General features: G+C 61.3%; 11 protein-coding genes. 9 read left to right on the forward strand and 2 right to left on the reverse strand.

All coding sequences use genetic code 11. The features are described 5' to 3' along the window. Positions 1 to 4: 4 nt before the first annotated feature. On the reverse strand, positions 5 to 628 hold the full coding sequence (locus tag HX790_RS26505; RefSeq protein ID WP_138450386.1) for a CDP-alcohol phosphatidyltransferase family protein: 624 nt from the start codon (positions 626 to 628) through the stop codon (positions 5 to 7). A gap of 546 nt (positions 629 to 1,174) precedes the next feature. On the opposite strand from HX790_RS26505, the gene hflK (HX790_RS26510) reads away from it, so the two are divergent. The 8 genes from hflK (HX790_RS26510) (at position 1,175) to cfaB (ending at position 10,354) form a co-directional block, all read left to right on the forward strand. Further along, complete coding sequence (gene hflK / locus HX790_RS26510) at positions 1,175 to 3,100, forward strand: protease modulator HflK (RefSeq protein WP_176992475.1); 1,926 nt, start codon at positions 1,175 to 1,177, stop codon at positions 3,098 to 3,100. A gap of 9 nt (positions 3,101 to 3,109) precedes the next feature. Further along, positions 3,110 to 4,105 carry a protease modulator HflC gene (gene hflC / locus HX790_RS26515; protein WP_170037021.1) on the forward strand — a complete coding sequence of 332 codons (996 nt, stop codon included), beginning with the start codon at positions 3,110 to 3,112 and terminating at the stop codon, positions 4,103 to 4,105. Further along, complete coding sequence (gene hflK, locus HX790_RS26520) at positions 4,102 to 5,136, forward strand: protease modulator HflK (protein WP_017135099.1); 1,035 nt, start codon at positions 4,102 to 4,104, stop codon at positions 5,134 to 5,136. The genes hflC and hflK (HX790_RS26520) overlap by 4 nt, the downstream gene beginning before the upstream one ends. After that, positions 5,133 to 7,019 carry a cation-translocating P-type ATPase gene (locus tag HX790_RS26525; protein ID WP_058421072.1) on the forward strand — a complete coding sequence of 629 codons (1,887 nt, stop codon included), beginning with the start codon at positions 5,133 to 5,135 and terminating at the stop codon, positions 7,017 to 7,019. Before hflK (HX790_RS26520) ends, HX790_RS26525 begins: the two co-directional genes overlap by 4 nt. 117 nt (positions 7,020 to 7,136) lie before the next feature. Next, complete coding sequence (locus HX790_RS26530; protein ID WP_017135097.1) at positions 7,137 to 7,391, forward strand: membrane protein; 255 nt, start codon at positions 7,137 to 7,139, stop codon at positions 7,389 to 7,391. Positions 7,392 to 7,457: 66 nt separating this feature from the next. Next, a complete protein-coding gene (locus tag HX790_RS26535; protein WP_017135096.1) occupies positions 7,458 to 8,303 on the forward strand; it encodes a DUF692 domain-containing protein in 846 nt (281 codons plus the stop codon). Next, positions 8,294 to 9,082 (forward strand): DNA-binding domain-containing protein, encoded by a 789-nt coding sequence (locus HX790_RS26540; RefSeq protein ID WP_099550217.1) that lies wholly within the window; start codon positions 8,294 to 8,296, stop codon positions 9,080 to 9,082. The genes HX790_RS26535 and HX790_RS26540 overlap by 10 nt, the downstream gene beginning before the upstream one ends. 87 nt (positions 9,083 to 9,169) lie before the next feature. Continuing rightward, positions 9,170 to 10,354 carry a C17 cyclopropane fatty acid synthase CfaB gene (gene cfaB, locus HX790_RS26545; protein ID WP_017135094.1) on the forward strand — a complete coding sequence of 395 codons (1,185 nt, stop codon included), beginning with the start codon at positions 9,170 to 9,172 and terminating at the stop codon, positions 10,352 to 10,354. Positions 10,355 to 10,485: 131 nt separating this feature from the next. On the opposite strand, the gene cls is transcribed toward cfaB, so the two are convergent. Beyond that, a complete protein-coding gene (gene cls, locus HX790_RS26550) occupies positions 10,486 to 11,925 on the reverse strand; it encodes a cardiolipin synthase (RefSeq protein WP_017135753.1) in 1,440 nt (479 codons plus the stop codon). 130 nt (positions 11,926 to 12,055) lie between these two features. On the opposite strand from cls, the gene HX790_RS26555 reads away from it, so the two are divergent. Beyond that, positions 12,056 to 12,577, forward strand: a complete 522-nt coding sequence (locus tag HX790_RS26555; RefSeq protein ID WP_017135754.1) for a DUF3617 domain-containing protein — start codon at positions 12,056 to 12,058, stop codon at positions 12,575 to 12,577. The last annotated feature ends 226 nt before the right edge of the window (positions 12,578 to 12,803 follow it).

The raw sequence follows: 12,803 nt of genomic DNA on the forward strand, positions 1-12,803 counted from the left end.
ATCCTTATGCAATCGGAGAGGTTTCTTGTTGTTCTTTGAGGCCCTGACGCACCCGGTTGACCAAGGTGTAGGCGAGCAGGGCAGCGACCAGCCACATCACCGCATCGACCCAGCCCGCGCCGAGCCAGCCCAACGCCACGCCAGTGGCGAGCACACCGAGCACGAACGCACGATCACTTTTGCCCATCGGCCCGTCATAGCGCCGTGAGGCACCCACCATCGGCCCCAGTACACCGGCGTATTCGCTGAACACGGCGAGCAACGCCACCAGCAGCACCGGCGCCAGGCTCACGCCCGGAATCAGCGCAAAGGGCAGGATCAAGGCGCTGTCGGCGATCACGTCACACAGTTCATTGAGGTAGGCGCCCAGGCGTGATTGCTGGCCGAAGTCGCGCGCGAGCATGCCGTCGATGGCATTGAGGGCCATGCGCAGGATCATCCACAGCGGGATCAGCGCAAACAGCCAGAGGTGTTGGGCAAAGCTGGCGATCAGCAGGCCGACCAGCAAGGAAACGACGCCGGCCAGCACGGTAATCTGGTTGGCGGTGGTGCCATTGTCGTAGAGACGCTGCACAAGAGGGCGCAGCAGGTTCTGAAAACGCGGTTTTAGCTGGTAGATCGAAATCATGACGCTTCCTTGTCCATGGGCCCGCGAAAAACTGTTTTGGAGTGTGCCGATTAATCTGTGCCTGCACCAGTGATGGCTTGTGTTTCTGGGGGTTTAATCACTTTCCAGAGAGCACCACAGAATAAATGTGGGAGCTGGCTTACCTGCGATGGGCATAGGTATCTACACAGCCGGTTGACACGAAATCTGTGGCAGGTGAGCCGTTGTGGCGAGCAGGCTTGCCCTGCGTTGGGCTGCGAAGCGGCCCCAAACCCAGACACTGAGTACTTTCAGGAAAATTGCAGTGCCTTCACTGGGGCTGCTTCGCAGCCCAACGCAGGCGGTGCGACGATTCGACAAGCCTGCTCGCCACAGGAGAAAGTGGCGGCCTTCAAAGTTGTGTAGATACCTATGCTGCGATGGCGGTACATCATTCCAACCATTAAAAACTGGCAGACCTTTATCGAGAGCAAGCCCGCTCCCACCGGGGATTTGCGCTGTTTTCGGACAAAAATTTCACGCTCCGTGTTATATCGTAACCAATTGTGTGTAGCGGACGTTAAGTGGATGCAAGTGGATCTGGAAGCTGACGGCGCTTCGGTTGAAGGCCTTCCGCGTTTTCAACAAGGGTTGTTCCATGCCCGCCGATTGCGCCAGGCGGGCATCAGCCTGACGGCCCTGGCCTTGGCCGGTTGGGTGCTGGCGCTGTTCGTGGCACTGTTTGCGCCGCTGTCGATCTGGCCGGTGGTGTTGATCAATTGCGCGTCGGCCTTGCTGGTGCTGGTGGCCGGGTTGCAGTCGGCGTGGTGGGTGGCGGATTGGCGCGCCCAGGCGCTGGAAACGCCCACGGCTGAACTGATCGAAGCTCCCGACGAAGAGGTTGGCGCGCTTGTACGGGCGATCAATCGGTTTGGCAGCGGCGTGCTGGCACAGATCGGCGCGCCGGTGCTGTGGCTGTGCGGCTGGTCGTTGCTGGCGCTGATCAGCATCATCGAATTCTGGAACCTGGCCTTGCCCGCCGCGGCGGTGGGGCAATCGGCGAGCATCGGCGCGGCGGTGGCCCTGGCGTTGGCCTTTGGCTTGCTGGTGTTCGAGCGCCGCTTGGCCCAGGAAACCGCCGCGCAATGGCCGGAAGCGTCACAGCTGGCGCAGTTGAGCCGCGTGGCGATTATCAGCCTGGTGGTTAGTGCGATCTGCCTGCTGTTTGCCGGTGCCGAATCCGTGTGGCCGCTGCGTCTGGCTGTGTTGACGGGGCTGTTGCCCGCGCTGGTGGCGCTGGAGTTTCTGCTAAGGGGCGTGCTGTCACTGTTCAGCCCGCGCCAGCCGCGCCTCGAACCGCGCTTGATGGCGCAAAGCTTTATCGCGGGCCTGCTGCGTTGGCCACCACAACCTTTGCTGGCGTTGCAGCACGAATTGCACAACCGCTTTGGCATCGATCTGCGTCAGATCTGGGCGTTTACCTACATGCGTCGGGCGTTTTTGCCGGTGCTGCTGGTGGTGCTGGCGGTAGGCTGGGCGCTGACCGGCGTGCACGAAGTGCCCCTGCAAGGCCGTGGGATTTATGAGCGCTTCGGCAAACCCGTGGAAGTCTTCGGGCCAGGCTTGCATGCCGGGTTGCCTTGGCCATTGGGGCGCGTGCTGAGCGTGGAAAACGGCGTGGTGCATGAACTGGCGACCAGCGTCAGCGAGGCCGCCGCACCGGAGTTGGCCTCGGCGGAAGGCCCGGCGCCGCTCATCGCCAATCGTTTGTGGGACGCCAGCCATGTGAATGACAAGTCCCAAGTGATCGCCAGCAGCAGCGGCGACAAGCAGAGCTTCCAGATCGTCAATATGGATGTGCGTTTCGTCTACCGCATCGGCCTGACGGACAAGGCCGCGCTGGCCGCCACCTATAACAGCGCGGATATACCGACGCTGATTCGCAGCACCGCCAGCCGCATCCTTGTGCATGACTTTGCTTCGCGTACCCTCGACGAATTGCTCGGTGAGCAACGCACCAGCCTCGCCGATGAAGTGGGTCGCGCCGTGCAGGCAGACCTGCAAAAGCTCGACAGCGGCGTGGAGATTTTGGCCACGGTCGTAGAAGCGATTCACCCACCAGCCGGTGCTGCCAACGCTTATCACGGTGTGCAGGCGGCACAAATTGGCGCCCAGGCGCTGATCTCCCGCGAACGCGGGGCTGCCAGCGAGCAAACCAACCAGGCGTTGTTGCAAGCCAGCACTGCTCGCGATCAGGCGGTGGCCACTGCCCGTGAAGTGAACGCGGGTGCCCAGGCGGCCGACCTGCGTTTTACCGCCGAACAAAAAGCCTACGCCACTGCGGGTCGTGCCTTTGTGCTGGAACAGTACCTGGGCCAACTCAGCCAAGGCCTGGCCCACGCCAAGCTGCTTATTCTGGATCACCGCCTGGGCGCCGATGGCGCGCCGACGATCGATCTGCGTTCTTTTACTTTGCCGGCCGACCCGATGGCGCCGCGTAAAGCCGTTCAATAAGGAGTCTGTCTGTTGAGCGCTCATTCTCACGATCACGGTCATCACCATCATCATGGCCACCACCATCACCATCATGGCGACGAACAGGCTGCTGGCCCATTCCCATGGCGGCGCATGGCCTGGGCGGTATTGCTGGTGTTGTTTGCCGTTGCTGCGGCGAGCCTGGTGCAGGTGCGCTCCGGTGAAGCCACGGTGATTACCCGCTTCGGCAACCCGGCGCGGGTACTGCTGGAGCCGGGCCTGGGCTGGCGCTGGCCGGCGCCGTTCGAAGCGGCGATCCCGGTGGACTTGCGCCTGCGCACCACCTCCAGCGGTTTGCAGGATGTGGGCACCCGCGATGGCCTGCGCATCATCGTGCAGGCCTACGTGGCGTGGCAGGTGCAAGGCGATGCCGACAATGTGCAGCGCTTTATGCGTGCGGTGCAGAACCAGCCTGATGAAGCGGCGCGGCAGATTCGCACCTTCGTCGGCTCGGCGCTGGAAACCACCGCTGCCAGCTTCGACCTGTCCAGCCTGATCAACACCGACGCCAGCCAGGTGCGCATTGCTGATTTTGAAGCACAGCTGCGCCAACAGATTGATCAACAATTGCTCACTACCTATGGCGTGCGCGTGGCGCAAGTGGGTGTCGAGCGCCTGACGTTGCCTTCCGTCACCCTGACCGCCACCGTCGACCGCATGCGTGCCGAGCGCGAAACCATCGCCACTGAACGCACCGCCGTGGGCAAGCGTGAAGCGGCGCAGATTCGCTCCGCTGCCGAGCGTGATGCGCGCATCGTGCAGGCCGATGCCACGGTGAAGGCCGCTGATATCGAAGCCCAGTCGCGGGTTGAGGCAGCGCAGATTTACGGGCGTGCCTATGCAGGCAACCCGCAGCTGTACAACCTGCTGCGTTCGCTCGATACCTTGGGCACGGTGGTCACGCCGGGCACCAAGATCATCCTGCGCACCGATGCTGCGCCGTTCCGTGCACTGGTAGACGGGCCTAAGGACGTTCAGCCATGACCGAGCGTGACGGCCCGGACAGCCCGTGGATCCAGGCCGGGCGTCTGACCTTCCTGGCGTTGTACGCGGTGACGGTATTGGCGGCGTTGGCCTGGGCGTTTTCGAATGTGCGCCAGATCGACCCGCAGAACCGCGCCGTGGTGTTGCACTTCGGCGCGCTTGACCGCATCCAGAACGCCGGGCTTTTGCTTGCGTGGCCGCAGCCCTTCGAGCAAGTGGTGCTGTTGCCGGCGGCGGACCGTGTGATCGAGCGGCGAGTGGAGAACTTGTTGCGCTCCGAGGCGGCGATCCAGGCCGACCGCGTGGCCAGTTTTGCCACGCCCTTGAGTGACGCGCTGGCTGGCTCCGGTTATTTGCTGACGGGCGATGCCGGCGTGGTGCAGTTGGATGTGCGGGTGTTTTATAAGGTCACCGAGCCTTACGCGTTTGTGTTGCAGGGCGAGCATGTGCTGCCGGCCCTGGATCGGCTGGTGACGCGCAGCGCGGTGGCCCTGACCGCCGCGCGCGACCTGGACACGATTCTGGTGGCGCGCCCTGAACTGATCGGCACCGACAACGGCGCCGCCGAGCGCCGTGAGCGGCTGCGCGGTGATCTTGTGCAAGGCATCAATAAACGCCTGGCGGAGCTGGCTTCGACGGGGTTGGGCTTGGGCATCGAAGTCACTCGCGTCGACGTGCAATCAAGTCTGCCAGGCCCGGCCGTCAATGCTTTTAACGCCGTGCTGACGGCCAGCCAGCAGGCCGACAAAGCCGTGGCCAATGCGCGCACCGAAGCGGAAAAGCTCACCCAGACCGCCAACCAGGAAGCCGATCGGCTGGTGCAGGTTGCCCACGCCCAGGCCAGTGAACGCTTGGCCAACGCCCAGGCGCAAACCGCGACCGTCGCCAGCCTGGCTCAAGTCAAAGACCCTGGCTTGTTGCTGCGTCTTTATCGCGAGCGCTTGCCGAAGATTCTGGGCCAGGCAGGTTCTGTGACCACCGTCGACCCTAAAGACGACTCCCGCTTGATCATTCAGGGAGCCGAGCAATGAGCGCACCCATGTTGACCTCCGCCGAGCAGCGCAGCGCTGCCCGGCAATTGACCCTGGCCATGCTGGCTCTGGGTTTACTTGTGCTCGGCCTGGTCTGGCGCTGGCTCGCGCCGGACCAGACCGGTGTCAGCCAATTACTCCTCGGCGTGGCGTCCTTGCTGGTGGCCGTGCCGGTGATGCGCTCGGCCTGGTACAGCCTGCGTTACCCCAGCCTGCATGGCATCACCGACCAATTGATCGCCCTGGCGATGCTGGGTGCCTGGGCCACCGGTGATCTGCTGACCGCCGCGTTGTTGCCGATCATCATGATCTTCGGCCATGTGCTGGAAGAGCGCAGCGTGATCGGCTCTCAGGAAGCGATTCACGCCCTGGGCAAACTGACCCGCAGCCATGCGCGGTTGGTGCAGGCCGATGGCAGCATTATTGAAGTGGATAACGGCACGCTGAACACCGGCGACATTGTCGAAGTGCGCGCCGGTGATCGCGTGCCCGCCGACGGCGTGGTGCTGTCGGGCCAGGCGAGCCTGGACACGGCGCCTATCACCGGTGAGTCGGTGCCGCTGGAAGCGAGCGTCGGTGTGCAGGTGTTTGGCGGTGCGATCAACCTGGATGGGTTGCTGCGCTTGCAGGTGACCCGCACCGGCGATGAATCGACCTTGGGCAAGGTCATCGCCCTGATGCAAAACGCTGAACGCTCCAAGCCACCGATCACGCGGCTGCTGGAGCGTTACGCCGGCAGCTATATGGTGCTGGTATTGCTGCTGGCGGCGGTGACCTGGTTTGTCACCAATGACGCTCAGGCAATGTTGGCGGTGTTGGTGGCGGCGTGCCCGTGTGCCCTGGTGTTGTCGGCGCCGGCCACAGCGATTGCCGGGATTGCGGTGGCGGCGCGCCATGGGATTTTGATTCGCAGCTCGGCGTTTCTGGAGGAGTTGGCGGACCTGACCTCGTTGGTGGTCGACAAGACCGGCACGCTGACCTTCGGCACGCTGCGTTTGCAGTCCATTGAAACCACAGCGCCGGATCGGCAAGTGTTGTTGAATCTTGCCGCCAGCCTGGGTTCGGCCAGCAGTCACCCGGTCAGCCGTGCGCTGGCCGGTTTGGCCACGCAAGAGCAAATGCTGGTGCTGACGGATATTCACGAACGCCAGGGGCTTGGCGTCGTGGCGCAAACCGGGCAGGGCGAGGCGGCGCTGGGGCGACCGGAGTTGTTCGAGCAGTTGGGTATTGTCACGACGACAGTCCCGAACCATGACGGCCCGATTGCCGGGCTGGCCTTGAACGGGCAGTTCCTGGCCTGGCTGTTGCTGGCGGACAGCGTCAAGCCGGAAGCACGCCAAGCGCTGCAAGAGCTGCGCGACCTCGGCCTGGGCCGCCAACTGCTGCTGACCGGCGACCGCCAGAGCGTGGCCGACAGCCTGGCGCTCGACGTAGGTATCAGCGACGTCGAAGCGCAGGCTTTGCCGGAGGACAAGCTCAACCGCGTGCTGGGGGAAATTGGCAGCGGTTTCCGGCCGATGGTCGTCGGTGATGGCATTAACGATTCCCTGGCGCTCAAGGCGGGTGTGGTCGGTGTCGCCATGGGCGCCGGCGGGGCGGACATCGCCCTGGCATCGGCGGACGTGGTGTTGATCGGCAGCGATCTGCGTCGCCTTGGCACCTGTGTGCGCTTGAGCCGCCAGTGCCGACATACGTTGCAGGTCAACGTGATCATCGGCCTGGGCTGGACGCTGGCCATCGTGGTGTTTGCTGCTTTTGGCTGGCTGGGCGCAGCAGGCGCAATGATCGCGGCGGTGTTGCATAACCTCAGCACCCTGCTGGTATTGGGTAATGCCGGGCGTTTGCTACGCTTCCAGGAGCCGCTTTTGAAGCTGGATGAATAATTTTCAGAAATATTTGCACACAGCTGTAACGCCAGTGATGGACCTCACTCTAGTGGTATGTCGAGACTGAACAATCCGTTCAGACCGATTCCACTACCGATCATGAGGAATACAAAAATGAACTTTAAATCCGCTGCTGCTGGTGCCGCCCTCGCAATGGCCGCCGCTACCATGTTTGCTGGTGTTGTCACTCAGGCTCAAGCCGCTGACACCGCTGTGCACTGCTACGGCATCAACGCTTGCAAAGGCCAGAACGATTGCAAAACCAAGGACCACGCTTGCAAAGGTCAAGGTTCGTGCAAAGGTCAGGGCTTCAAGGCTATGGCCAGTGCAGACGCTTGCACCAAGGCTGGTGGCAAAGTCGGCGAATAACCGGCAACGGGTGCAACCGCAGCGGACGCCCCCCGCCGCTGCGGGCACTTTGCCCAGGAGTGTGTGATGTCCGCTTCCCTTACAAGTCTGGGTTACGGCCTGGGTTTACGCAGTGAGTACTACCAGCAGATCCTTGAACAGTCGCCGGCCGTGGATTGGTTCGAAGTGATCTCCGAGAATTATCTGGTCCAGGGCGGTAAAGCCTTGTACTACCTGGACGCGATAGCCGAGCGTTATCCCCTGGTGATGCACGGTGTGTCCCTGTCCATCGGTGGGCCGCATGCCCTCGATAGCGATTACCTGAAACAAATCAAACAACTTGCCGAGCGCATTCAGCCCGCGTGGATCTCCGATCACCTGTGCTGGAGCCGCGGCAGTGCCCATCAGTTGCACGATTTGCTGCCGCTGCCTTACACCGAAGAAAGCCTTTACCACGTGGCTGCCCGCGTGCGCCAAGTGCAGGATGTGTTGCAGCGCCCATTGGTACTGGAAAACGTCTCCAGCTATGTGCGCTCCAAGGCCGATGAATTTACTGAGTGGGAATTCCTCAATGCCCTGGCCCATCTGACCGGGTGCCAGCTGCTGCTGGACGTGAACAACGTGTATGTCAGCTCGCGCAACCACGGGTTTGATGCCTGGACCTTTATCCGTAGTTTGCCGCCCGAGAGTATCCGCCAGCTGCATTTGGCCGGGCATATGGACTACGGCGACTATGTGGTCGATACCCATGACCATCCAGTGTGCGACCCGGTTTGGGCGCTTTATCAGCAGACGCTTGAGCATCTGGGGCCGGTGTCGACCTTGCTGGAACGCGATGACCATTTCCCACCGTTCGAAGAACTGCTCACCGAGTTGAGCAAGGCCCGTGAACTGGGCGCGACCGCCTTGGCCCGGAGGTCGTTATGCGCTTGACCGATTGGCAGTTGGCTTTTGAGCAGCACTTGTTATCTGAAGACTCAGCCGCCAACAGCGGCTTCGCCGCGACCTTGCTGGGTGGGCCGACCCTGGATGTGGACACGGGCCTGGCGATTTATCACAACGCCTACCTGTCGCGCTTGCAGGAAGTACTGCGCCATGACTTCGGTGCCATTTGGTATTGGCTCGGCGATGATGAGTTCGCATTACTGACAGAAGCCTATTTGCGCCGATATCCCTCCGCCCATTACAGCCTGCGCTGGCTGGGGGAGCGGTTCCCGGCGTTTATCGTTGAGCACCTGGTGGCTGAGCAGAGCGCGCCGCTGGCTGAGCTGGCGCGGTTGGAATGGGCGTTTACCCTGGCGTTTGATGCCCCGCAGGGTGAGCCGCTGGCCCTTGCTGATATGGCGCAATTGGCGCCTGAAGACTGGCCTGGGTTGCAGGTGAACCTGGCACCTTCGGTGCAGCAGATGCTGTGTCACTTCAATACCGTGGCAATCTGGCGGGCGAGCAAGGATGAGTCGGACTTTCCCGACAGCCACGCGTTGGAGCTGGCGCAGATTTGCCTGGTATGGCGCCACCAGAACGTATGCCATTACCGCAGCCTGGAGCCAGCGGAAGCCAGTGCCTTGGCGGGAATGGTGACCACCGGCTGGAATTTTTCAGAACTGTGCGAAGCGCTGGTAGTCACTTATGCAGAGGGTGCGCCACTGCAGGCGGTGACATGGCTGAAACAGTGGATTCAGGACGGTTTGCTCGAGCGCCGAGCCCCATAGAAGAAGGCTATTAAATCGATAGCCTCCTACTTTGTCTTCTGATGGTCTACCCTCATTCCAGACGTCTGAAACAAGGGGGGACTACTCATGCTCGCGCAACTTCCACCGGCCTTACAGAATCTTCAGCTACCGCTGCGTCTTCGACTCTGGGACGGCCATGAATTCAACTTGGGCCCCGAGCCCAGTGTGACCATCGTGGTGAAGGACCCCACGGTCGTGTCCAAGCTGACTCATCCAACGCTCGATGCTTTGGGCGAAGCCTTCGTCGAGGGCAAGTTGGAACTGGAAGGCTCCATCTCCGAGGTTATCCGGGTATGTGACGAGTTGAGTCACGCCCTGATCGACGACGACGAGGGGAGTCATCCGGTGCGCTCGATCCACGACAAGGCTACAGACGCAGCGGCTATTTCCTACCATTACGACCTGTCCAACGAGTTCTACCAGCTATGGCTGGACCAGGACATGGCGTATTCCTGCGGGTATTTCGAAACCGGCAGCGAATCCATCGACCAGGCCCAACAAGATAAATTTCGCCATCTGTGCCGCAAGTTGCGGCTGCAGCCGGGTGAGTATTTGCTCGATGTAGGCTGTGGCTGGGGCGGCCTGGCGCGGTTTGCGGCGCGCGAGTTCGGAGTCAAAGTGTTTGGCATTACCTTGAGCAAGGAGCAGCTGGCGCTGGCTCGGGAACGGGTTAAGGCTGAAGGGCTGGAAGATCAGGTCGACCTGCAACTGCTCGACTATCGCGACCTGCCGCAAGACGGTCGCTTCGACAAAGTAGTGAGCGTGGGCATGTTCGAGCACGTCGGCCACGCCAACCTGGCGGAGTATTGCAAGACGCTGTTTGGCGCGGTACGCGAAGGCGGCCTGGTGATGAACCACGGCATCACCGCCAAGCACACCGACGGTCGACCTGTGGGGCGTGGCGCCGGGGAGTTTATCGAGCGTTACGTATTCCCCAACGGCGAGCTGCCGCACCTGGCGATGATGACTGCCGAAATCAGCGAAGTCGGGCTGGAGGTGGTCGACGTCGAAAGCCTGCGCCTGCACTACGCGCGCACCCTGGACCACTGGAGCGAGCGCCTGGAAGACAACCTCGAAGCGGCGGCGAAGATGGTGCCGGAGCAGGCATTGCGGATCTGGCGGCTGTACCTGGCCGGTTGCGCGTATGCGTTTGCGCGGGGCTGGATCAATTTGCATCAGATATTGGCGGTGAAGCCTCACGCCGATGGCAGCCATGAACTGCCGTGGACGCGGGAAGATATTTACCGCTGATTCAGACGCACTGAAGATCTAAAACTGTGGGAGCTGGCTTGCCTGCGATGGCGGTGTATCAGGACTGGATAGTTGCCTGACACACCGCCATCGCAGGCAAGCCAGCTCCCACAGTTGTATGGTGTTGTTGCTTAGAGGATGGGTGAAATAAGCCGCGCCACGCGCATGCCCAGCTGTTGCAGGCGCCGAGTCTCGCGGCTTTCTTCCTGGCTGACTTCATGGGCAAGGGCGAAGTCGTCCAGCAGCATCTGCTCCACTTCGCTGGCAAACGCCTCGTCCACCGTCAGCAACATCACTTCAAAATTCAGCCGGAACGAACGGTTGTCCATGTTCGCACTGCCGATGGCGCTGATTTCGCTGTCCACCAACACGACCTTCTGATGCAAAAAGCCTGGCTTGTAGCGGAACACCCGCACGCCTGCGCGTACCGCTTCGATCGCATAAAGGCTGGACGCGGCGTAGACGATGCGATGGTCTGGGCGCGATGGCAGTAACAGGCGCACGTCGACTCCGCGCAGCACGGCCAGGCGCAAGGCCGAGAACACTGCTTCATCGGGGATGAAATACGGGCTGGTGATCCACACGCGCTCGGTGGCCGCATGAATGGCTTCGACAAAAAACAGCGAACACGTTTCATACGGATCAGCCGGGCCGCTGGCGAGTAATTGGCAGAGCACGCCGTCTTCGGGGTAAGTGTCCGGCAAAATCAGCGGTGGCAATTCGCGCGCCGCCCAGAACCAGTCTTCGGCAAACGACTCCTGCAGGCACGCCACCACTGGGCCGGTGACCTGCACATGGGTGTCGCGCCACGGTGCCAGCGGCGGCTTTTTGCCCAGGTATTCATCGCCGACGTTGTGCCCGCCGACAAAGCCGGTAATGCCGTCCACCACCACGATTTTGCGATGGTTGCGAAAGTTGACCTGGAAACGGTTGAGCCAGCCGCTGCGGGTGGCGAACGCTTTGACTTTGACCCCAGCGTCGCGCAGCGATTGCACATAACGGTGGGGCAGGGCGTGGCTGCCGATGCGGTCGTAGAGCACGTGAATGTCTACACCTTCGGCAGCTTTTTCCTTCAGCAGTGCATGCAGCTGTCTGCCAAGCTCGTCGTCATGAATGATGAAAAACTGGAACAGCACCGCAGTTTTGGCATTGCGAATGGCGTCGAAAATCGCGCTGAAAGTGGCCTCACCATTGATCAGCAAACGCACTTCATTATTGGCCAGGCACGGCATGCGTCCCAGTTTGGGCATGGCGCGCAAGGAACCGTAGGCGCTGGAGTTGCGCGCGGCCAGGGCTTCATCGACCCAGGGGCGCCAGTTCAGCTCGGTGATGGCGGTGTGCATTTCCTGGTTGGCCTGCCGACGTGCCTGGATGTACGCGTCGAAGGTGCTGCGGCCGAAGATCAGGTATGGGATCAGCGTCAGGTAAGGCATGAACATCAGCGACAAGGCCCAGGCGATCGAGCCTTGGGCGGTCCTGACCGTCAGCACCGCGTGGATCGCGGCCAGCGTGCCGAGAAAGTGCAGCGTGGCAATGAAGTAGGCGAGCAGGTGCGGGCCAAAAAAATCCATGAACTACATTACTCCAGGCAATCGAGTGCCTAACAGACCATGTTCCACAGCGAATGTCGCTATTTTATTTGCCGTGCAACACTGGCGGCTTTGCGGCGTCTAACGCCCACAATTACCCAGGAGTTACTCGATGAATGCTCGTCTGCTTGGTTTGGCCATGGTTGTTGGATTGACGCTGCCCGTGGCGGCTCAGGCGCAGATGCTGGCGCCGGGCTTGTGGGAATTGACCACCAGCAATATGAAAGTCGATAACCAGGACTTGCCGGACCTGTCGCTGATCCTCGGTCAGCTCAAGCAACAGATGACCCCTGAGCAGCGTGCGATGCTGGAAAAACAGGGCATCACCATGGCCGGTAAAGGCGTGCAGGTATGCCTGACGCCTGCCCAGGTCGCCTCTGATTCTATCCCGCTGACCGACCCGCAATCGGGCTGCAAGCAAGAAGTGACTGACAAGACCGGCAACCAATGGAAATTCCGTTTCAGCTGCCCGAAAGCCCAGGGCACTGGCGTTGCAACCTTCCAAAGCCAACAGGAATTCACTACCAAGGTAAACGGTACTTTCAATGCCACCGGCGTCCAGCAGAAGGGCAGTCTGGACACCCACGCCCAGTGGCTGGGCAACGATTGCGGTACGGTAAAACCCCGCGCTTAAGCTGTGGGAGTTGGCTTGATCGCAGCACAGGTGCACAACTATTGAAGGTTGCCACCTTCTCTGTGGCGAGGGAGCTCGCTCCCGCTGGGCCGCGAAGAGGCCCCTGCTCTTTGCTTTAAAAGCATGGGACTGCTGCGCAGTCCAACGGGAGCAAGCTCCCTCGCCACAGGTTACTTTTTACCCTTCAGCCTTCTTGACTGAATGGTATTAGGGCAAGCCCGCTGGC

The sequence above is a fragment of the Pseudomonas sp. IPO3747 genome, from assembly GCF_013385245.1.
GTDB classification, from domain to species: domain Bacteria; phylum Pseudomonadota; class Gammaproteobacteria; order Pseudomonadales; family Pseudomonadaceae; genus Aquipseudomonas; species Aquipseudomonas edaphica.